Origin of the sequence: Bacillus sp. PS237 (assembly GCF_037963345.1) — a bacterium.
In the GTDB taxonomy this organism is placed as follows: domain Bacteria; phylum Bacillota; class Bacilli; order Bacillales; family Bacillaceae; genus Bacillus; species Bacillus subtilis.
Genome location: NZ_CP150156.1, coordinates 136,877 through 154,559, shown reverse-complemented (window position 1 = coordinate 154,559; position 17,683 = coordinate 136,877). Strand labels below are relative to the sequence as shown.

The 17,683-nt window shown below is 42.7% G+C and carries 32 protein-coding genes and 1 pseudogene; all 33 read right to left on the bottom strand.

The genetic code is table 11. The features are described from left to right. Positions 1 to 276 precede the first annotated feature (276 nt). Positions 277 to 669, bottom strand: coding sequence for a 30S ribosomal protein S9 (rpsI, locus tag NST22_RS00900; RefSeq protein WP_004399691.1), 393 nt, complete (start codon positions 667 to 669; stop codon positions 277 to 279). 20 nt (positions 670 to 689) lie between these two features. Then, entirely contained in the window at positions 690 to 1,127 is a 438-nt protein-coding gene (rplM, locus tag NST22_RS00895; RefSeq protein ID WP_003241966.1) for a 50S ribosomal protein L13, read from the bottom strand. A 161-nt stretch (positions 1,128 to 1,288) separates the two neighbouring features. Beyond that, positions 1,289 to 2,032, bottom strand: coding sequence for a tRNA pseudouridine(38-40) synthase TruA (truA, locus tag NST22_RS00890; protein WP_004399657.1), 744 nt, complete (start codon positions 2,030 to 2,032; stop codon positions 1,289 to 1,291). A gap of 9 nt (positions 2,033 to 2,041) precedes the next feature. Then, on the bottom strand, positions 2,042 to 2,839 hold the full coding sequence (locus NST22_RS00885) for an energy-coupling factor transporter transmembrane protein EcfT (protein WP_004399656.1): 798 nt from the start codon (positions 2,837 to 2,839) through the stop codon (positions 2,042 to 2,044). Then, complete coding sequence (locus NST22_RS00880) at positions 2,836 to 3,705, bottom strand: energy-coupling factor ABC transporter ATP-binding protein (RefSeq protein WP_003235106.1); 870 nt, start codon at positions 3,703 to 3,705, stop codon at positions 2,836 to 2,838. Before NST22_RS00880 ends, NST22_RS00885 begins: the two co-directional genes overlap by 4 nt. Further along, positions 3,681 to 4,526 (bottom strand): energy-coupling factor ABC transporter ATP-binding protein, encoded by an 846-nt coding sequence (locus tag NST22_RS00875; RefSeq protein WP_004399689.1) that lies wholly within the window; start codon positions 4,524 to 4,526, stop codon positions 3,681 to 3,683. The genes NST22_RS00880 and NST22_RS00875 overlap by 25 nt, the downstream gene beginning before the upstream one ends. 127 nt (positions 4,527 to 4,653) lie before the next feature. Next, positions 4,654 to 5,016 (bottom strand): 50S ribosomal protein L17, encoded by a 363-nt coding sequence (gene rplQ / locus NST22_RS00870; RefSeq protein WP_003225836.1) that lies wholly within the window; start codon positions 5,014 to 5,016, stop codon positions 4,654 to 4,656. Between the two features lie 77 nt (positions 5,017 to 5,093). After that, positions 5,094 to 6,038, bottom strand: a complete 945-nt coding sequence (locus NST22_RS00865) for a DNA-directed RNA polymerase subunit alpha (RefSeq protein ID WP_003225835.1) — start codon at positions 6,036 to 6,038, stop codon at positions 5,094 to 5,096. Between the two features lie 176 nt (positions 6,039 to 6,214). Beyond that, on the bottom strand, positions 6,215 to 6,610 hold the full coding sequence (gene rpsK, locus NST22_RS00860) for a 30S ribosomal protein S11 (protein WP_009966385.1): 396 nt from the start codon (positions 6,608 to 6,610) through the stop codon (positions 6,215 to 6,217). Positions 6,611 to 6,630: 20 nt separating this feature from the next. Continuing rightward, complete coding sequence (gene rpsM / locus NST22_RS00855) at positions 6,631 to 6,996, bottom strand: 30S ribosomal protein S13 (RefSeq protein ID WP_003235095.1); 366 nt, start codon at positions 6,994 to 6,996, stop codon at positions 6,631 to 6,633. A 22-nt stretch (positions 6,997 to 7,018) separates the two neighbouring features. After that, positions 7,019 to 7,132: a 50S ribosomal protein L36 gene (gene rpmJ / locus NST22_RS00850; protein ID WP_003156543.1), complete on the bottom strand. Its 114-nt coding sequence runs from the start codon at positions 7,130 to 7,132 to the stop codon at positions 7,019 to 7,021. A 33-nt stretch (positions 7,133 to 7,165) separates the two neighbouring features. Beyond that, entirely contained in the window at positions 7,166 to 7,384 is a 219-nt protein-coding gene (gene infA / locus NST22_RS00845; protein WP_003156508.1) for a translation initiation factor IF-1, read from the bottom strand. Beyond that, positions 7,362 to 7,630: pseudogene (locus NST22_RS00840) on the bottom strand (ribosome-binding protein ybzG). The gene infA and the pseudogene NST22_RS00840 overlap by 23 nt, the downstream one beginning before the upstream one ends. A gap of 65 nt (positions 7,631 to 7,695) precedes the next feature. Then, on the bottom strand, positions 7,696 to 8,442 hold the full coding sequence (gene map / locus NST22_RS00835) for a type I methionyl aminopeptidase (RefSeq protein ID WP_003225828.1): 747 nt from the start codon (positions 8,440 to 8,442) through the stop codon (positions 7,696 to 7,698). Then, a complete protein-coding gene (locus NST22_RS00830) occupies positions 8,439 to 9,092 on the bottom strand; it encodes an adenylate kinase (protein ID WP_004399686.1) in 654 nt (217 codons plus the stop codon). Before NST22_RS00830 ends, map begins: the two co-directional genes overlap by 4 nt. A 54-nt stretch (positions 9,093 to 9,146) precedes the next feature. Further along, a complete protein-coding gene (secY, locus tag NST22_RS00825) occupies positions 9,147 to 10,442 on the bottom strand; it encodes a preprotein translocase subunit SecY (RefSeq protein ID WP_004399662.1) in 1,296 nt (431 codons plus the stop codon). Position 10,443: 1 nt separating this feature from the next. Beyond that, positions 10,444 to 10,884, bottom strand: coding sequence for a 50S ribosomal protein L15 (gene rplO / locus NST22_RS00820; protein ID WP_003225819.1), 441 nt, complete (start codon positions 10,882 to 10,884; stop codon positions 10,444 to 10,446). 30 nt (positions 10,885 to 10,914) lie between these two features. After that, positions 10,915 to 11,094, bottom strand: coding sequence for a 50S ribosomal protein L30 (gene rpmD, locus NST22_RS00815; protein ID WP_003156497.1), 180 nt, complete (start codon positions 11,092 to 11,094; stop codon positions 10,915 to 10,917). A 13-nt stretch (positions 11,095 to 11,107) separates the two neighbouring features. After that, positions 11,108 to 11,608: a 30S ribosomal protein S5 gene (gene rpsE, locus NST22_RS00810; protein ID WP_003328273.1), complete on the bottom strand. Its 501-nt coding sequence runs from the start codon at positions 11,606 to 11,608 to the stop codon at positions 11,108 to 11,110. Positions 11,609 to 11,632: 24 nt separating this feature from the next. Further along, the gene (gene rplR / locus NST22_RS00805) at positions 11,633 to 11,995 is read right to left on the bottom strand and encodes a 50S ribosomal protein L18 (protein WP_003225816.1); all 363 of its coding nucleotides are present in this window, start codon (positions 11,993 to 11,995) and stop codon (positions 11,633 to 11,635) included. Between the two features lie 32 nt (positions 11,996 to 12,027). Beyond that, positions 12,028 to 12,567, bottom strand: a complete 540-nt coding sequence (gene rplF, locus NST22_RS00800; RefSeq protein ID WP_004399690.1) for a 50S ribosomal protein L6 — start codon at positions 12,565 to 12,567, stop codon at positions 12,028 to 12,030. A gap of 29 nt (positions 12,568 to 12,596) precedes the next feature. Then, positions 12,597 to 12,995, bottom strand: a complete 399-nt coding sequence (rpsH, locus tag NST22_RS00795; RefSeq protein WP_003241998.1) for a 30S ribosomal protein S8 — start codon at positions 12,993 to 12,995, stop codon at positions 12,597 to 12,599. Positions 12,996 to 13,026: 31 nt separating this feature from the next. Further along, positions 13,027 to 13,212: a 30S ribosomal protein S14 gene (gene rpsN / locus NST22_RS00790; protein ID WP_003156488.1), complete on the bottom strand. Its 186-nt coding sequence runs from the start codon at positions 13,210 to 13,212 to the stop codon at positions 13,027 to 13,029. A gap of 22 nt (positions 13,213 to 13,234) precedes the next feature. Next, positions 13,235 to 13,774, bottom strand: coding sequence for a 50S ribosomal protein L5 (gene rplE, locus NST22_RS00785; protein ID WP_003225809.1), 540 nt, complete (start codon positions 13,772 to 13,774; stop codon positions 13,235 to 13,237). A 26-nt stretch (positions 13,775 to 13,800) separates the two neighbouring features. Next, positions 13,801 to 14,112: a 50S ribosomal protein L24 gene (gene rplX, locus NST22_RS00780; RefSeq protein WP_003156486.1), complete on the bottom strand. Its 312-nt coding sequence runs from the start codon at positions 14,110 to 14,112 to the stop codon at positions 13,801 to 13,803. A 37-nt stretch (positions 14,113 to 14,149) separates the two neighbouring features. After that, positions 14,150 to 14,518, bottom strand: a complete 369-nt coding sequence (rplN, locus tag NST22_RS00775; RefSeq protein ID WP_003225805.1) for a 50S ribosomal protein L14 — start codon at positions 14,516 to 14,518, stop codon at positions 14,150 to 14,152. A 40-nt stretch (positions 14,519 to 14,558) separates the two neighbouring features. Beyond that, the gene (gene rpsQ, locus NST22_RS00770) at positions 14,559 to 14,822 is read right to left on the bottom strand and encodes a 30S ribosomal protein S17 (RefSeq protein ID WP_003225804.1); all 264 of its coding nucleotides are present in this window, start codon (positions 14,820 to 14,822) and stop codon (positions 14,559 to 14,561) included. A 22-nt stretch (positions 14,823 to 14,844) separates the two neighbouring features. Beyond that, positions 14,845 to 15,045 carry a 50S ribosomal protein L29 gene (gene rpmC, locus NST22_RS00765; RefSeq protein WP_003156482.1) on the bottom strand — a complete coding sequence of 67 codons (201 nt, stop codon included), beginning with the start codon at positions 15,043 to 15,045 and terminating at the stop codon, positions 14,845 to 14,847. After that, positions 15,035 to 15,469, bottom strand: coding sequence for a 50S ribosomal protein L16 (rplP, locus tag NST22_RS00760; RefSeq protein ID WP_003225801.1), 435 nt, complete (start codon positions 15,467 to 15,469; stop codon positions 15,035 to 15,037). Before rplP ends, rpmC begins: the two co-directional genes overlap by 11 nt. A 1-nt stretch (position 15,470) precedes the next feature. Further along, entirely contained in the window at positions 15,471 to 16,127 is a 657-nt protein-coding gene (gene rpsC / locus NST22_RS00755; RefSeq protein ID WP_003235068.1) for a 30S ribosomal protein S3, read from the bottom strand. A gap of 3 nt (positions 16,128 to 16,130) precedes the next feature. Then, the gene (gene rplV / locus NST22_RS00750; RefSeq protein WP_003156475.1) at positions 16,131 to 16,472 is read right to left on the bottom strand and encodes a 50S ribosomal protein L22; all 342 of its coding nucleotides are present in this window, start codon (positions 16,470 to 16,472) and stop codon (positions 16,131 to 16,133) included. 16 nt (positions 16,473 to 16,488) lie between these two features. After that, positions 16,489 to 16,767, bottom strand: coding sequence for a 30S ribosomal protein S19 (rpsS, locus tag NST22_RS00745; RefSeq protein ID WP_003156472.1), 279 nt, complete (start codon positions 16,765 to 16,767; stop codon positions 16,489 to 16,491). Positions 16,768 to 16,824: 57 nt separating this feature from the next. Further along, positions 16,825 to 17,658, bottom strand: a complete 834-nt coding sequence (gene rplB, locus NST22_RS00740; protein ID WP_003225795.1) for a 50S ribosomal protein L2 — start codon at positions 17,656 to 17,658, stop codon at positions 16,825 to 16,827. Positions 17,659 to 17,683: the final 25 nt, after the last annotated feature.

The following is a 17,683-nucleotide window of genomic DNA, read 5'->3' as shown; positions in this document are numbered from 1 at the left end:
CTCCGGGTTAAGAATCAGCAGTGAACTTTAACGGATGAGATACAGTGGTTAGATGGAGCTGGGCTGATCACATAACGATAATAAACATTGACCGAACTTCCAATTGAATAAGAATGAAATCTACCATGATTATTACAAAGAGACCGTTTATAAACAAACAATTTGCTTAACCCCGTCAAGCGTCCATTCAGTTGTTATTTTTATGCGGGACTGCCACGTTTTATTGAAAGAAAAAAGCTCCCAACCCAAGGTCGAGAGCTTTTTGAAAACGTAAAATTAACGTTTTGAGAACTGAGGTGCACGACGAGCGCCTTTAAGACCGTATTTTTTACGTTCTTTCATACGAGCGTCACGAGTCAGAAGACCTGCACGTTTAAGAGTTGTACGGTATTCTGGATCTGCTTCAAGCAAAGCACGAGCGATACCGTGACGGATTGCTCCAGCTTGACCAGATAGGCCGCCTCCATGTACGTTTACTAAAACATCATAAGTGCCAGCTGTTTCAGTCAAAGTTAATGGTTGTTTGATATCTTCGATTAAAGCTGCAGATGGGATATGTTCGCTGATTTCACGATTATTAACGACGATACGGCCTTCTCCTGGAACTAAACGCACACGCGCTACAGAGCTTTTACGACGGCCAGTACCGTAATATTGAACCTGTGCCAAATTGGTAACCTCCTTTTTAATTAACCGCGAAGTTCGTAAACTTCAGGTTTTTGTGCTTCGTGTGGATGCTCAGAACCACGGTATACGTTCAATTTTTTGAACATTTGACGACCTAGAGAACCTTTTGGAAGCATGCCTTTGATAGCAAGCTCAAGCATTTTCTCAGGGTAGTTTGTACGCATTTCAAGAGCAGTTCTTGATTTTAATCCGCCTGGATGTTGAGTGTGACGGTAGTAGATTTTGTCAGTTAACTTTTTACCAGTTAACTCGATTTTTTCAGCGTTGATGATGATCACATGATCTCCAGTATCAACGTGTGGTGTGTAAGTTGGTTTGTGTTTTCCGCGAAGGATAGCTGCAACTTCTGAAGAAAGACGACCTAAAGTCTTGCCAGCAGCATCAACAACTAACCACTTGCGTTCAATAGTACTTGCGTTAGCCATAGGTGTTGTACGCATTGAATTTCCCTCCTAAATGATCTGTCATTTTCAATAAACTTCGATTACGTTCTATTTCACAACACAATAAGTTCCGGGGCTTATCGTGGGGTTGAAATACATACCATATGATATCTTATAACTTTATGCAGACTCTGTCAAGAAAATATTATACACCTGGTTTAGTTGTCATAGTAAACGTTCCATAAATATAGCCCGTGCCCCGGCGCTGTGCGCCCTGCCGCTTCGCGATCCTTCGCTTCCAGCATGGATTTCACCTCATCGGGAGAAATTTTTCCAATACCTGCATCAAGCAAAGTACCCGCAATAATTCTGACCATATTATATAAGAAACCGCTGCCTGTGATCCGCATTTGCAGGCCGTCAGCCGTCTCAGTCCAATCAAGTTCGTATATCGTTCTTACCTTGTCCTGCACTTCTGTTTTAGCCGCGCAAAAGCTCGTAAAATCATGTGTCCCTATAAGATGCTTTGCCGCTTCTCTCATGTCCTGCACATTAAGGCGATATGAAAAATGGTAAGCGTAATGCCGTTTAAATACGTCCGGGTGTTTCTCCGTGTATACAAAGTAGCGATATTCTTTTTTGACTGCGCTAAATCGTGCATGGAACCCATCATCCGCAATTTCTGCCTGTTTGACTGCGATATCGTCCGGAAGCAGTGCATTTAAGGCATATGGCCATCTCTCAGCCGGGATAGACAGCGGAGTGTCAAAATGAATCACCTGTCCGGCTGCGTGAACCCCGCTGTCTGTTCTTCCAGACGAAACGACCGGAATTCTGTCTTTTGACTTATGCAGGACAGCCAAAGCCTTCTCCAGTTCATCCTGAACCGTTCTTTTGCCCGGCTGAACCTGATAACCGTTAAACAAATGTCCGTCATAAGAAATCGTGCATTTCAGTCTCATACAGCACCTCTAAGCCCTTAAGAAAAATAACAAAGCAGCTAATACAATTAAGCTGACAATGACAGAAGTGTCTTTTCCTGTCCATACAAGCTTTCTATATTTCGTACGTCCTTCTCCGCCTTGATAGCCTCTTGCTTCCATTGCCACCGCAAGCTCTTCGGCGCGTTTAAATGCGCTGACGAAGAGCGGGACAAGAAGCGGGACAATAGCCTTCACTCTTTCTTTGACAGGCCCGCTTGTAAAATCAACGCCTCGCGCCATCTGAGCCTTCATGATCTTATCTGTCTCCTCCATCAGTGTCGGAATAAACCGTAAAGAAATTGACATCATAAGAGCCAGCTCATGAACAGGAAGCTTTAATTTTTTCAATGGGTTCAGCAGCTGCTCCATTCCATCGGTAATCTCAATCGGTGTAGTCGTAAGCGTTAATAAGGTTGTGATTAAAATCAAATAGACGAATCTAAGAGAAATGAATATCCCCTGAACCAGACCGCCCTCATAGACTTTGAAAAAACCTATTTGAAAGATAATCGGTCCTTCATGTGTCATAAGAATGTGAAGAAGGAACGTAAAAAGGACAATCCAGATGATTGGCTTCAGCCCTTTCATTAAAAAAGAGAAAGGAACTCTTGTTAAAGAAACGACGCCAATTGTAAATAAACCAAGCAACGCATATGTCTGAACATTATTGGCTAAGAATACAATGCAGACAAATAAAAAGATCGTGATCAGTTTTGTTCTGGGGTCAAGCCGGTGCACAAGTGAAGTCCCCGGTACATACTTGCCGATAATCATGCTGTCCATCATAAAGTCTTCTCTCCCTGAAAAAGAGCACGGATTTCGGCAGCGGCATCTTCGATTGTGAGCATAGGCTCATTAAATCTCACACCCAGTGCAGCTTCAAGGTGTCTTTGGAATTTTATTGTTTCAGGAAGATCCAGCCCCCAGCCGGCCATCTCTTCACCCTTTAAAAACAGATCACGCGGACTGCCTGATGCTTGTATCGTTCCTTTATGCATAACAATCATTTCATCAGCGTATGCAGCTGCATCCTCCATGCTGTGTGTCACAAGGATCGTCGTCAAGTTCCCACGTTGATGAAGCTCATAAAACATGTCCATAATCTCTTTTCGCCCTCTTGGGTCCAATCCTGCAGTCGGTTCATCCAGAACAAGCACTTCAGGGTCCATTGCAAGTACGCCGGCAATTGCAACTCTGCGCATTTGTCCCCCGCTTAATTCAAAGGGTGACCTGTCCAAAAGCTCTTCTGATAAACCTACAAGCTGCAGCATCTCTCTCGCTTTTTGTTCAGCATCTTCTTTTTTAACACCAAAGTTCATCGGTCCGAATGAAATATCTTTAAGAACTGTTTCTTCGAATAATTGATGCTCAGGAAATTGGAAAACGATTCCGACTTTTTTACGAAGTTTTTTCAGATCTTTATTCTTTTTCCCTGCCTGAATGACAGTGCTGCCTAGTGATATCTGTCCCTTCGTCGGCTTCAGGAGACCATTTAGGTGCTGTAGAAGAGTGGACTTGCCAGAGCCTGTATGCCCGATAACGGCTACGTAGCTTCCTTCTTTAATCGATGCATTGATATCATACAGTGCTAGGCGCTCAAACGGGGTCTTCATCTGATAGCGATGCTCTACATCTTTGATTGTAATGTCCACAGCTCTTTCACCAGCCCTTCCTGAGTCAAATGGTTTTCTTCCAAAGCCAGTCCATTTTCTCTTAAAAGCTGGCTAAGCTGGAATGAGAAGGGTAAATCAAGCCCAATTCGAACAAGTTCTTTATTCAATTTAAAAATCTCTTCAGGCGGCCCTTCAGCATATTTTTTACCGCCATTCATGACAATGATCCTGTCTGCTTTTGCTGCCTCATTCAGGTCATGTGTAATGGATATGACAGTCGCCATGCCCTGCTCTTTTAAATGTCTTACCGTTTCAAGCACTTCTTCTCGCCCGATCGGATCAAGCATGGATGTTGCTTCATCTAAGATAATAATATCAGGACGTGCGGCAATAACCCCCGCAATCGCAACTCTCTGCTTTTGGCCTCCGGAGAGATGGTGCGGCTCTTGATCGAGAAAATCTTGCATATTCACCTGTTTTACTGCCCAGTCTACTCTCTCAATCATTTCTTCCCGCGGTACACCATTGTTTTCTAAACCAAAAGCCACATCATCGCGAACAGTCGTTCCGACAAATTGGTTATCCGGATTTTGAAAGACCATACCTATCTTCTTACGCACTTCCCAAACAGATTCCTCTGTCAATTGAATCCCGGCAACCTCAATGTCGCCTGATTCAGGAAGAATTAAACCATTCAATGCCCGGGCCAGTGTTGATTTCCCTGAACCGTTATGACCTACGATTGCAAGCCATTCACCCTCATACACCTGCAGGGAGACGCCGTCTAGTGCTCGTCTTTCTGCGTCCTTCCGATATCGAAATACGATATCCTCTACCGATATCAACTGATTTTGATTCATGGAAAACCGGCCTCCTCTCAGCTAATGCTCTGCTTTTCTCTCTATTAAAAGTTGCAGTATCTAAAAAAAGGGCATAGATCCAGTTAGAAACTGTCCCGCCCTTCTTTAGATACACAAAAATATGTGATTAAACCAATTCGATAATTGCCATTGGTGCTCCGTCACCACGGCGAGGACCAAGCTTCATAATACGTGTGTATCCACCTTGGCGCTCCTCGTAACGAGTTGCAATGTCAGAGAATAATTTTTGAAGTGCATCTTGATTATTTTCTTCGTTTGCAACCTCGTTGCGGATGTATGCAGCAGCTTGACGGCGAGCGTGAAGATCACCGCGTTTGCCAAGCGTGATCATTTTTTCAACTACAGAGCGAAGTTCTTTCGCACGTGTTTCAGTTGTTTCGATTCTTTCGTTGATGATCAAATCAGTTGTAAGATCACGAAGCATAGCTTTACGCTGTGCACTCGTACGTCCTAGTTTTCTGTATGACATGTGATGTCCCCTCCTTTATTGGAATGCTGTTTCTGAATAATAAACACACGAAAATCCTAGTTCACAAGGGAAACTAGTCAATCGTCTTTGCGAAGTCCGAGTCCAAGTTCTTCTAGTTTCGCTTTCACTTCTTCAAGTGATTTGCGTCCTAGATTTCGAACTTTCATCATATCTTCTTCCGTCTTGTTCGCAAGCTCTTGAACCGTGTTAATACCCGCACGCTTTAAGCAGTTGTAAGAACGAACAGAAAGATCCAATTCTTCAATTGTCATTTCAAGAACTTTCTCTTTTTGATCTTCTTCTTTTTCAACCATGATTTCAGCATGTTGAGCTTCGTCAGTTAAACCAACGAATATATTAAGGTGTTCAGTTAAAATCTTTGAACCAAGCGCAATTGCTTCTTTCGGTCCAGTGCTTCCATCAGTCCAAACATCAAGTGTAAGTTTATCATAGTTTGCAACTTGGCCTACACGAGTGTTCTCTACCTGATAAGATACACGAGAAACTGGCGTATAGATAGAATCGATCGGAATCACGCCGATTGGCTGATCGTCTCTCTTGTTTGCGTCAGCAGGCGTATACCCACGTCCTCTTTGAGCAGTAAGGCGAACTCGGAAACTCGCATTCTCACCAAGAGTCGCGATATGAAGATCAGGATTTAAGATCTCTACATCACTATCGTGTGTAATATCAGCTGCCGTTACAGTTCCTTCACCCTGTACATCAATTTCTAGCGTCTTCTCTTCATCAGAGTAGATTTTCAATGCAAGCTTTTTAATGTGTAAGATAATCGTTGTAACATCTTCCACAACGCCTTCAATTGTCGAGAATTCGTGCAGTACACCATCTATCTGGATTGATGTTACAGCGGCACCAGGGAGTGAGGATAAGAGGATACGACGTAAGGAGTTACCCAGAGTTGTACCATATCCACGCTCAAGTGGCTCTACGACAAACTTACCAAATTTGGCATCGTCGCTGATTTCAACCGTTTCGATTTTTGGTTTTTCAATCTCGATCATTACTTAAAACCCTCCTTCAAAACGTCGAAACCTCGAATAGAATCATATGAGATTCCATCCGAAATTCCCCATTGTTTAGTCCCGTATGTGCTCAGGCAACGAGTCGGTGCATTCGTTTCATAAATAACTGTATCATAACCCATTATTGACAGGGACACAAAATCTATACAAACAAATTACACGCGGCGACGTTTTGGTGGACGGCATCCGTTATGAGGAACAGGAGTTACGTCTCTGATAGCAGTGACTTCTAGTCCAGCAGCTTGAAGTGCACGGATTGCAGCTTCACGGCCTGAACCAGGTCCTTTAACAGTAACCTCTAGAGTTTTAAGACCATGTTCGATTGAACCTTTAGCAGCTGTTTCTGCAGCCATTTGCGCAGCAAAAGGAGTAGATTTACGAGAACCTCTGAATCCTAAAGCTCCGGCACTAGACCAAGAAATAGCATTACCATGAGTGTCAGTGATCGTAACGATCGTGTTATTGAAAGTTGAACGAATATGAGCAATTCCAGACTCAATATTCTTTTTCACGCGACGTTTACGCGTGTTAGATTTACGAGCAGCAGCCATTGTTTAAGAACCTCCCTTACTTATTTTTTCTTGTTAGCTACAGTACGACGCGGACCTTTACGAGTACGCGCGTTGTTTTTAGAGTTTTGTCCGCGAACAGGTAATCCTCTGCGATGACGGATTCCGCGGTAGCTTCCGATTTCGATCAGACGTTTGATATTAAGAGAAACTTCACGGCGAAGGTCACCTTCTACTTTCAGTTTGTCAATAATATCACGGATTTTACCAAGTTCTTCTTCAGTAAGATCGCGCACACGAGTATCTTCTGAAACTCCAGCTTCTTTTAAAACTTGCTGAGCCGTTGTGCGGCCAATTCCGAAGATGTATGTTAAAGAAATAACAACACGTTTGTCACGTGGGATATCTACACCAGCAATACGAGCCATTCTCTGGGCACCTCCTTATAAATTATCCTTGTTTTTGTTTATGCTTTGGATTTTCACAGATCACCATTACTTTTCCTTTTCTGCGAATAACTTTACATTTTTCGCAGATTGGTTTAACTGATGGTCTCACTTTCATGTGTTTCCAACCTCCTTCAGTTTCCGGAGTGCTTTATTTGTAACGGTACGTAATCCTGCCACGAGTTAAGTCATATGGAGATAATTCTACCGTAACTTTGTCTCCAGGTAAAATGCGAATGAAGTGCATGCGGATTTTACCAGATACATGAGCCAAAACAGTGTGGCCATTTTCAAGTTCAACTTTGAACATCGCGTTTGGCAGTGTTTCGACTATAGTACCTTCCACTTCAATTACATCGTCTTTCGCCATTCAAGTGTTCTCCCTTCTTCAAATCAGTAACTTGCTTTCTGACAAATTTCAAAAGAAGTTTGTCACACGCCCTGTTTCGTTTATACTGTTCTGAACTTCCGGAGATACGCAATCATAAAGGGTTAAATGATTGATATTCTTTTTCTTAGGAGAATGAAATGTACGCTTTTCTCCGTCTGCTGTTAGTACATTGATGATGGTTAAAATTCCAACGACAAGAAGCAAGATGAATTCGGTCTTGCCAATGTTCACCCAAGCTTTCTGCCCTATCAAGCTTGAAAAACATCTGTCTTCGGAATTATTTTCATCATCTAGACTCTCGTCAGTATATCAAAACCCGTTTCCGTAATCGCAATCGTATGTTCAAAATGAGCACACTTTTTCCCATCTACCGTTACAACCGTCCAGTTATCAGCCAATGTTTTCACGTAGCGGCTGCCAGCGTTCACCATAGGTTCAATAGCGAGAACCATGCCAGGTTTAAGCCGTGGTCCTTTGTTGGGCGGACCGTAATGAGGAATTTGCGGGTCCTCATGCAAGTCTTGACCAACACCATGTCCGACATACTCCCTAACAACTGAAAACTGCTCATTTTCGACATACGTTTGTATTGCGTGGGAAATATTCGACAAACGTTCACCTGGTTTTGCTTCCTGCAAGCCTTTATATAAAGACTCCTCTGTCACTTCCAGAAGTTTTTTGTCATCATCGCTGATGTTTCCTACCGGATATGTCCATGCAGAGTCACCATGATAACCATTTAATTTAGCACCGATATCAATACTGATGATGTCACCGTCCTTCAGCACCCTGCTGCCAGGTATGCCGTGAACGAGTTCTTCATTAACTGATACGCAAATGCTCCCGCGAAACCCATTATACCCCTTAAAAGATGGGATTGCACCCTGCTTCTTAATAAAACGTTCGGCAATTTGATCCAATTCTTTTGTCGAGATTCCTGGTTTAATGTGCTTTTTTAACTCTTCATGAGTTAAAGCCACGATTCGCCCTGCTTCCCGCATGATACCAAGTTCACGTGGGGTTTTACAGATAATCATTTTTTTAATCCTCCAAGAAGATCCTTCACATCTGCATAAACGTCTTGAATGTCCTGCTGGCCATTCACGTTTGCAAGATAACCTTTCTCTGAATAGAAATCGAGTAAAGGCTGAGTTTGCTTCATGTTTACCTCAAGCCGTTTAGAGACTGTTTCCTCATTATCATCTGCCCGTTGATAGAGTTCGCCTCCGTCTTTATCACAAATACCCGGCGTTTTCGGCGGATTAAAGACTAAATGATAGGTTGTGCCGCAAACACTGCAAATTCTGCGTCCAGTCAGACGTTCCATCAGAACATCTTTGTCGACTTCAATGTTAATGACATAATCAATCGGCTTGCCGTATTCCTCAAGAATTTCTTCAAGAGCTTCGGCTTGAGCGACTGTTCGCGGAAATCCGTCCAGAAGAAAACCTCTTTCACAATCATCTTTGCCAAGTCTCTCTTTTACAATTCCGATTGTGACTTCGTCAGGTACGAGCTCTCCCTTATCAATATAAGATTTTGCTTCGAGTCCGAGTGGTGTTTCTTCTTTCATAGCAGCACGGAACATATCTCCTGTTGAGATATGAGGAATCCCATAATCCTCAACAATTCGTTCGCCCTGTGTGCCTTTACCGGCACCAGGAAGCCCCATTAAGACTAAGTTCATTCGGATTTCCCCCGTCCTCTCTTTATTAAGAGGGAATGGATAAATCCATTTCCTCTAGTTTTTCATAAATCCACGGTAGTTTCGTTTCACCAACTGGCTTTCTAGTTGTTTCATTGTCTCCAAGGCTACCCCGACAACAATTAACAAAGATGTTCCGCCAATTTGTGCACTTTGAGGCAATCCAGCGAATTGAATGAAAAAGATAGGAAGAATGGAAATCACGGCTAAGAATATAGAACCCACAAACGTAAGTCGATACAAAATGCTCGTAATTCTATCTTGAGTCATTTTCCCTGGACGAACCCCCGGGATATAGCCACCCTGTTTTTTAAGGTTATCAGCCATTTGTTCAGGGTTTACCTGTACAAAAGCATAAAAGTACGTAAAGGCAATAATCAACGCAACATATATCGCCATACCCACCGGATGCGTATTATCAAAGTTGTTTTGAATCCACTTTGTCACATCGTTTGTTCCAAAGAATGACGCGATCGTCCGCGGCGTTATCAAAAACGCAACCGCAAAGATTACCGGAATAACCCCTGCAGGATTCACTTTCAATGGAAGGTGTGTAGACTGACCTCCGCCAGCAGGTGAACGACCTGTGCCTTTAGCATATTGAATCGCAATTTTCCGTACGGCTTGCTGAATGAAAATAACTCCAACAATAACTGCTAAAATCGCAATCACAAGAAGTGCGACTTTCACAATATGAATAAACAACTGATCGTTGCTGCCGACAAATTGAGTCTCATATATTTGCCCAATTGTTTTTGGAATACTAGACACAATCCCCGCGAAGATAATGATCGATATTCCGTTGCCTACTCCATGAGAAGTAATTTGTTCCCCAAGCCACATTAAAAAGGCAGTTCCGCCAGTGAGCACTAAAGCAATGATAAGATATGTCGATACACCGGATTTTTCGATCAGCATACCGTTTGCCAGATTGTTGAATCCATATGACATACCTAACGCTTGGATGAAACCAAGCACAATCGTAAAGTACCTTGTGAACTGAGCTAATTTACGGCGGCCAACTTCACCTTGCTTAGACCACTCGGTAAACTTCGGTACCACATCCATCTGAAGCAGCTGAATGATGATCGAAGCCGTGATATAAGGAGTAATTCCCATTGCGAAAATGGAAAATTGGTAAAGCGCACCGCCGCCAAATGTATTAAGGAGATCAAAAACACCCATTTGAGACTGTGCCTGTAACGCTTCAGCGTTAACGTAAGGCACAGGAATAAACGCACCTATGCGAAAGACGATAAGCATGAGTAAAGTGAATATGATTTTATTCCTGATATCACTCACACGCATAAAGTTGGAGATTGTTTTAAACAAGTTAGATCACCTCAGCTGTACCGCCAGCAGCTTCAACAGCTTCTTTCGCAGAAGCAGAGAATTTATTGGCTTTTACAGTTAATTTTTTCTCTAATTTACCGTTGCCAAGAATCTTTACTCCTGCATTAAGTTTGCTAATAACACCAGTCTCTAGAAGAAGTTCAGGAGTGACTTCCGTTCCTTCTGCAAAACCGTTCAATTTGTCTAGGTTGACTACAGCGTATTCCTTGCGGTTGATGTTAGTGAAACCACGTTTAGGAAGACGTTGGAATAAAGGCATTTGTCCCCCCTCGAATCCAGGGCGTACACCGCCGCCAGAACGAGCGTTTTGACCTTTGTGACCTTTACCAGCTGTTTTACCGTTGCCAGAACCAATACCACGACCTACGCGATTACGCGTTTTGCGTGAACCTTCTGAAGGTTTTAATTCATGAAGTTTCATTAGGACACCTCCTTATCCGATCAAATATTTTTATTGTTCTTTAACAGAAACTAAATGAGATACTTTATTAATCATACCACGGATCGCAGCGTTGTCTTCATGAACAACAGTTTGGTTTGTTTTCTTTAAACCAAGTGTTCTTACAGTAACGCGTTGGTCTTCCGGGCGACCGATTACACTTCGTTTGAGGGTAATTTCTAATTTAGCCATTAATGTTCCCTCCTTATCCTAACAGTTCTTCTACAGATTTTCCACGAAGCTTCGCAACGTCTTCAGCACGTTTAAGTTCACTTAAACCTTGAAGTGTTGCACGAATCATGTTGATCGGTGTGTTAGAACCTAAAGACTTAGAAAGGATATCAGCTACACCAGCTAGCTCAAGTACCGCACGTACAGGGCCTCCAGCGATAACTCCAGTACCTTCAGAAGCAGGTTTTAACAAGATGTTACCTGCACCGAAACGTCCGATGATTTCGTGTGGAATTGTAGTTCCAACCATTGGTACTTCAATCAAATTCTTTTTCGCATCTTCAACAGCTTTGCGAATCGCTTCTGGTACTTCTTGTGCTTTACCAGTACCGAATCCTACGTGTCCGTTTTTGTCACCGACAACGACTAGAGCTGCGAAGCGGAAACGACGACCACCTTTAACAACTTTCGCTACGCGGTTAACCGTAACTAAGCGTTCTTCTAACTCTAATTTGCTTGGGTCAATACGACGCATAATCATGTGTCCCTCCTTCTTTTATTAAAATTTAAGTCCAGCTTCACGAGCGGCATCAGCCAAAGCTTTTACACGTCCATGGTATAAGTATCCGCCACGGTCAAATACTACGTCAGAAATGCCTTTTTCAGCAGCGCGTTTTGCAACTAATTCTCCAACTTTAGTAGCAGCAGAAGTATCTCCAGTGCTTTCAACGTTCAAGTCTTTATCGAGAGTAGATGCACTAGCAAGTGTTACACCATTTACATCATCGATGATTTGAGCGTAAATGTGCTTGTTAGAACGGAAAACGTTCAGGCGCGGTCTTTCAGCAGTACCGGAAAGTTTAGCGCGAACACGAGCGTGTCTTTTAAGACGAGCAGCATTTTTGCTAGTTTTCGTAATCATCTAGGTCACTCCTTTCTTCACTTTAAGCGATCTTACTTAGCAGATTTACCTTCTTTACGGCGAACAACTTCACCTTCGTAGCGGATTCCTTTACCTTTGTAAGGCTCTGGAGAACGTACAGCGCGGATGTTAGCAGCAATAGCTCCTACGCGTTCTTTGTCTGTACCTTTTACAACTACTTTTGTTTGAGAAGGAACTTCGATTTCGATGCCTTCTTCAGGAACGATCTCAACAGGATGAGAGTATCCAACGTTTAAAACAAGTTTATTTCCGGATTTAGAAGCACGGTAACCGACACCGACTAATTCCAAACCTCTTTCAAATCCTTTAGATACACCTTCAACCATGTTGCCAAGCAGACTGCGAGTCGTACCATGCAGGGCACGGTGCTCTTTTTGATCAGAAGGACGAGCGACTGTAAGCACATTGTCCTCTACTTTAATCTCCATATCAGGGTGAAACGTACGAGTTAATTCTCCTTTTGGTCCTTTCACAGCTACAGTGTTGTTATCATTTAACGTTACTGTAACATCAGAAGGAATCTCAAGTAGCTTCTTACCTACACGAGACATACCAAACACCTCCATTCATGTTAAACTTCTTACCAAACGTATGCTAGAACTTCTCCACCAGCTTGTTTTGCACGGGCTTCTTTGTCCGTTAAAACACCTTGTGATGTAGAAATAATCGCGATTCCAAGACCGTTAAGTACGCGGGGTACTTCATTAGATTTAGCATAAACACGCAAACCAGGCTTGCTGATTCTTTTAAGACCAGTGATAACGCGCTCGTTGTTTTGTCCGTATTTCAAGAAAACGCGGATAATACCTTGTTTGCTGTCTTCTACGAACTCAACGTCACGAATGAAACCTTCACGCTTTAAAATTTCAGCAATTTCTCTTTTCAATTTAGAAGCAGGAATTTCAAGCTTCTCATGACGTACCATGTTTGCATTGCGAATACGAGTTAGCATATCTGCAATTGGATCTGTCATAACCATTATATAATTACCTCCTTCCCTTTCTTGGGGATTACCAGCTGGCTTTTTTCACGCCAGGAATTTGTCCTTTATATGCAAGCTCACGGAAACAAATACGGCAAAGTTTAAATTTACGAATGACTGAATGCGGACGTCCGCAGCGTTCACAGCGTGTGTACTCTTGTACTTTAAACTTTGGTGTACGTTGTTGTTTCGCAATCATAGACTTTTTAGCCACGATTTCGCCTCCCTTTCATTGATTATTTCTGGAACGGCATACCTACTTGAGTTAATAGCTCACGAGCTTCTTCGTCAGTATTAGCAGTTGTTACGATAACGATGTCCATTCCGCGAACCTTTGTTACTTTATCGTAGTCAATTTCAGGGAAGATTAACTGTTCTTTGATACCAAGTGTGTAGTTACCGCGACCGTCGAAAGATTTTTTAGAAACCCCGCGGAAGTCACGTACACGCGGTAAAGATACAGAAATAAGTTTATCAAGGAAATCATACATGCGCTCTCCGCGAAGAGTTACTTTCGCACCGATAGGCATTCCCTCACGAAGACGGAATCCAGCAATTGATTTCTTCGCACGAGTAACGACAGGTTTTTGACCTGCGATAAACGTTAATTCCTCAACAGCACTGTCGATTGCTTTGGCGTTTTGAACAGCGTCACCAACACCCATGTTGATTACGATTTTTTCGATTTTAGGCACTTGCATGACTGAATCATAGTTGAACTTAGTCATTAAAGCAGGTGCAATTTCTTTATTGTACTTTTCTTTAAGGCGGTTCATGAGATAGACCTCCCTTCCTTTTAATACTATTTATCTAGAACTTGCCCAGATTTTTTTGCTACACGAACTTTTTTGCCATCTTCCACTTTGTATCCTACGCGAGTCACTTCACCTGTTTTAGGATCGAGCGGCATAACGTTTGATACATGAATTGGCGCCTCTTGATTAGAAATACCGCCTTGAGGGTTAGCTTGAGTTGGTTTAGAGTGTTTCTTTACCATGTTAACACCTTCAACTAAAACGCGGTCCTTTTTAGGGAAAGCAGCAAGGATTGTTCCTTGTTTGCCTTTATCTTTACCAGAGATAACCATAACTTTATCGCCTTTTTTTACATGCATCCTGATCGCACCTCCTTGAGTAAGGCATTTATTTCAATTAGATAACTTCTGGAGCTAGAGAAACAATTTTCATAAAGTTGTTTTCACGCAATTCACGAGCAACTGGTCCGAAGATACGAGTTCCGCGTGGGCTCTTGTCGTCACGGATGATAACACATGCATTCTCATCGAAGCTGATGTATGAACCGTCACTTCTGCGCGCTCCGCTTTTAGTGCGAACGATAACAGCTTTTACGACTTCACCTTTTTTGACAACGCCTCCTGGTGTTGCTTGTTTAACCGTGCAAACAATTACATCACCAATGTTAGCTGTTTTACGTCCAGAACCACCAAGAACTTTAATAGTAAGTACTTCACGTGCGCCAGAGTTGTCAGCTACTTTTAAACGAGTCTCTTGTTGAATCATTATTTGTTACCTCCCTTCGGAAAAAGAATTCCGAACTTTATTAGATAATAACAGCTTCTTCGACAACTTCAACTAGACGGAAACGCTTAGTTGCAGACAATGGACGAGTTTCCATGATCTTAACGATGTCACCGATTTTAGCTTGATTATTTTCATCATGTGCTTTGAATTTTTTTGAGTATTTTACGCGTTTACCGTAAAGTGTATGTTTTTTGTATGTCTCAACAACAACAGTAATGGTTTTATCCATTTTGTCAGAAACAACACGGCCTTGGTAAACTTTGCGTTGGTTACGTTCGCTCATGCTCACGACCTCCCCTCAGTGATTATTTATTAGCAGCAATTTCTCTTTCACGAATCACAGTTTTCATGCGCGCGATAGCTTTGCGCACTTCACGAATGCGAGCAGTATTTTCAAGTTGTCCTGTCGCTAATTGAAAGCGAAGATTGAAAAGTTCTTCTTTAAGAGACTTTACTTTTTGTTCAATTTCAGCAGTGGTAAGGTCACGAATTTCATTAGCTTTCATTTGATTCACCACCAATTTCTTCACGTTTTACGAACTTCGTTTTAATTGGCAATTTGTGAGATGCAAGGCGAAGCGCTTCACGAGCAACCTCTTCAGACACACCAGAAATTTCAAATAAAACTTTGCCCGGTTTTACAACAGCTACCCAACCTTCTGGAGCCCCTTTACCGGATCCCATACGTACCTCAAGTGGTTTAGCAGTGTAAGGTTTAGAAGGGAAAATTTTGATCCAAACTTTACCGCCACGTTTCATGTAACGAGTCATCGCAATACGTGCAGCTTCGATTTGACGGTTAGTAATCCAAGAAGCTTCTAGAGCTTGGATACCGAATTCTCCGAAATGTACTTCAGTACCGCCTTTCGCACGGCCACGCATTTTTCCGCGATGCTCTCTGCGATATTTAACGCGTTTTGGTAATAACATATTATTTTCCTCCTTCCTCATTTTTCTTCTTAGTAGGAAGAACCTCTCCACGATAGATCCAGACTTTTACACCAAGCTTACCGTAAGTAGTATCAGCTTCAGATGTTGCATAGTCAATGTCCGCACGTAATGTGTGCAATGGAACAGTTCCTTCACTGTAGTATTCAGAACGAGCGATATCTGCACCGCCAAGACGACCAGAAACCATTGTTTTCACACCTTGTGCTCCAGCACGCATAGTACGTTGGATTTGTTGTTTCTGCGCACGGCGGAAAGAAACACGGTTTTCTAATTGACGAGCGATGTTGTCAGCAACTAGCTGTGCATCAAGATCTGCTCTTTTGATTTCAAGAATGTTAATGTGTACACGCTTGCCAGTAAGGCTGTTAAGGGCTTTGCGAAGTGCTTCGACTTCAGAACCGCCTTTACCGATAACCATACCAGGCTTAGCTGTGTGGATCGTAATGTTAACGCGGTTTGCTGCACGCTCAATTTCTACTTTAGAAACAGAAGCGTCAGAAAGGCGTTTGCTAATGTATTCACGAATTTTTAAATCTTCGTGCAGGAAGTCAGCGTAATCTTTACCAGCGTACCACTTAGATTCCCAATCACGAATGACTCCGATACGAAGACCGACTGGATTTACCTTTTGACCCACTACTTATCCCTCCTTCTTTTCTGATACAACGATTGTAATGTGGCTCGTACGTTTGTTGATTTGGCTCGCACGTCCCATAGCACGTGGGCGGAATCTTTTTAACGTAGGGCCTTCGTCAACGAATGCTTGAGAAATAACCAGGTTGTTAGCGTCCATTTCATAGTTATGCTCAGCATTTGCAATAGCGGATTTTAATACTTTCTCGATAATTGGAGAAGCAGCTCTTGGTGTAAGGTTCAAGATTGATACTGCCTCACCTACTTGCTTGCCTCGAATCAGGTCCATTACTAGACGTGCTTTACGAGGAGCAATACGGACTGTTCTTGCAACAGCTTTAGCTTGCATTTAAAAGCCTCCTCTCTTAGCGTCTTGTTTTTTTGTCATCACTAGCATGACCTTTGTACGTACGAGTTGGAGCGAATTCACCCAACTTGTGCCCTACCATATCTTCAGAGATGAATACAGGCACGTGTTTACGTCCGTCATAGACTGCGATTGTGTGACCAATAAACTGTGGGAAAATAGTAGAACGACGAGACCAAGTTTTTACGACTTGTTTCTTGTCTGTTTCATTTAATTTCTCGATTTTAGTCATCAAGTGTCCATCGACAAATGGTCCTTTTTTTAAGCTGCGAGCCATTTTGGAACCTCCCTTCGTGATTGCACTACGGTCCGAAAAGAACCGTAGACAACCCCGTTATTTATTTTTACGACGACGTACGATAAATTTATCGGATTTGTTCTTTTTCTTACGAGTCTTGAATCCAAGAGTTGGTTTGCCCCATGGAGACATTGGTGATTTACGTCCGATTGGCGCACGTCCTTCACCACCACCGTGTGGGTGATCGTTAGGGTTCATTACAGAACCACGAACTGTAGGACGGATGCCTTTCCAGCGAGAACGTCCAGCTTTACCAATGTTGATAAGTTCGTGCTGTTCGTTACCTACTTGACCGATAGAAGCACGGCAAGCAGAAAGGATCATGCGAACTTCACCAGAGTTAAGACGTACAAGAACGTATTTACCTTCTTTACCAAGAACCTGAGCAGATGTACCAGCTGAACGTACAAGCTGTCCGCCTTTACCAGGTTTTAATTCAATGTTATGCACAACTGTACCAACAGGGATGTTGATAAGTGGAAGTGCATTACCTACTTTAATGTCAGCTTCAGGACCTGACATGATTTCAGTACCTACTTGAATTCCTTTAGGAGCAAGAATGTAACGTTTTTCTCCGTCTGCATAGTTGATTAGAGCGATGTTAGCTGAACGGTTTGGATCGTATTCAACTGTAGCAACGCGTCCAGGTATACCATCTTTATCGCGTTTGAAGTCGATAACACGGTATTGGCGTTTATGTCCGCCACCTTGGTGACGTACAGTCAATTTACCTTGGTTGTTACGTCCGCCTTTTTTGTGAAGGGGAGCAAGCAAGGATTTTTCCGGCTTGTCAGTCGTGATTTCAGCAAAATCTGAAGTTGTCATGCCACGACGTCCATTAGAGGTCGGTTTATACTTTTTAATCGCCATTTTGAATTTCCCTCCTTCTTTTTAC

Excerpts from the sequence above, each read along its gene's own strand:
- NST22_RS00830 (WP_004399686.1), bottom strand. The coding sequence starts at position 9,092 with ATGAACTTAGTCTTAATGGGGCTTCCTGGTGCCGGTAAAGGCACACAG.
- rplO (WP_003225819.1), bottom strand. The coding sequence starts at position 10,884 with ATGAAACTTCATGAATTAAAACCTTCAGAAGGTTCACGCAAAACGCGT.
- rpsM (WP_003235095.1), bottom strand. The coding sequence starts at position 6,996 with ATGGCTCGTATTGCTGGTGTAGATATCCCACGTGACAAACGTGTTGTT.
- NST22_RS00875 (WP_004399689.1), bottom strand. The coding sequence starts at position 4,526 with ATGAATCAAAATCAGTTGATATCGGTAGAGGATATCGTATTTCGATAT.
- rpsK (WP_009966385.1), bottom strand. The coding sequence starts at position 6,610 with ATGGCTGCTGCTCGTAAATCTAACACGCGTAAACGTCGCGTGAAAAAG.
- rpsH (WP_003241998.1), bottom strand. The coding sequence starts at position 12,995 with ATGGTTATGACAGATCCAATTGCAGATATGCTAACTCGTATTCGCAAT.
- rplM (WP_003241966.1), bottom strand. The coding sequence starts at position 1,127 with ATGCGTACAACACCTATGGCTAACGCAAGTACTATTGAACGCAAGTGG.
- rpsS (WP_003156472.1), bottom strand. The coding sequence starts at position 16,767 with ATGGCTCGCAGCTTAAAAAAAGGACCATTTGTCGATGGACACTTGATG.
- rpmJ (WP_003156543.1), bottom strand. The coding sequence starts at position 7,132 with ATGAAAGTGAGACCATCAGTTAAACCAATCTGCGAAAAATGTAAAGTT.
- rplB (WP_003225795.1), bottom strand. The coding sequence starts at position 17,658 with ATGGCGATTAAAAAGTATAAACCGACCTCTAATGGACGTCGTGGCATG.
- rplP (WP_003225801.1), bottom strand. The coding sequence starts at position 15,469 with ATGTTATTACCAAAACGCGTTAAATATCGCAGAGAGCATCGCGGAAAA.
- rplR (WP_003225816.1), bottom strand. The coding sequence starts at position 11,995 with ATGATTACGAAAACTAGCAAAAATGCTGCTCGTCTTAAAAGACACGCT.
- truA (WP_004399657.1), bottom strand. The coding sequence starts at position 2,032 with ATGAGACTGAAATGCACGATTTCTTATGACGGACATTTGTTTAACGGT.
- rplE (WP_003225809.1), bottom strand. The coding sequence starts at position 13,774 with ATGAACCGCCTTAAAGAAAAGTACAATAAAGAAATTGCACCTGCTTTA.
- rplQ (WP_003225836.1), bottom strand. The coding sequence starts at position 5,016 with ATGTCATACAGAAAACTAGGACGTACGAGTGCACAGCGTAAAGCTATG.
- rplV (WP_003156475.1), bottom strand. The coding sequence starts at position 16,472 with ATGCAAGCTAAAGCTGTTGCAAGAACAGTCCGTATTGCTCCTCGTAAA.
- NST22_RS00885 (WP_004399656.1), bottom strand. The coding sequence starts at position 2,839 with ATGATGGACAGCATGATTATCGGCAAGTATGTACCGGGGACTTCACTT.
- rplF (WP_004399690.1), bottom strand. The coding sequence starts at position 12,567 with ATGTCTCGTGTAGGTAAGAAGCTACTTGAGATTCCTTCTGATGTTACA.
- NST22_RS00865 (WP_003225835.1), bottom strand. The coding sequence starts at position 6,038 with ATGATCGAGATTGAAAAACCAAAAATCGAAACGGTTGAAATCAGCGAC.
- rpsE (WP_003328273.1), bottom strand. The coding sequence starts at position 11,608 with ATGCGTCGTATTGACCCAAGCAAATTAGAGTTAGAAGAACGCTTAGTT.
- rpmD (WP_003156497.1), bottom strand. The coding sequence starts at position 11,094 with ATGGCTAAATTAGAAATTACCCTCAAACGAAGTGTAATCGGTCGCCCG.
- rpmC (WP_003156482.1), bottom strand. The coding sequence starts at position 15,045 with ATGAAAGCTAATGAAATTCGTGACCTTACCACTGCTGAAATTGAACAA.
- rpsQ (WP_003225804.1), bottom strand. The coding sequence starts at position 14,822 with ATGAGCGAACGTAACCAACGCAAAGTTTACCAAGGCCGTGTTGTTTCT.
- infA (WP_003156508.1), bottom strand. The coding sequence starts at position 7,384 with ATGGCGAAAGACGATGTAATTGAAGTGGAAGGTACTATAGTCGAAACA.
- map (WP_003225828.1), bottom strand. The coding sequence starts at position 8,442 with ATGATTATCTGTAAAACCCCACGTGAACTTGGTATCATGCGGGAAGCA.
- rplX (WP_003156486.1), bottom strand. The coding sequence starts at position 14,112 with ATGCATGTAAAAAAAGGCGATAAAGTTATGGTTATCTCTGGTAAAGAT.
- rplN (WP_003225805.1), bottom strand. The coding sequence starts at position 14,518 with ATGATTCAACAAGAGACTCGTTTAAAAGTAGCTGACAACTCTGGCGCA.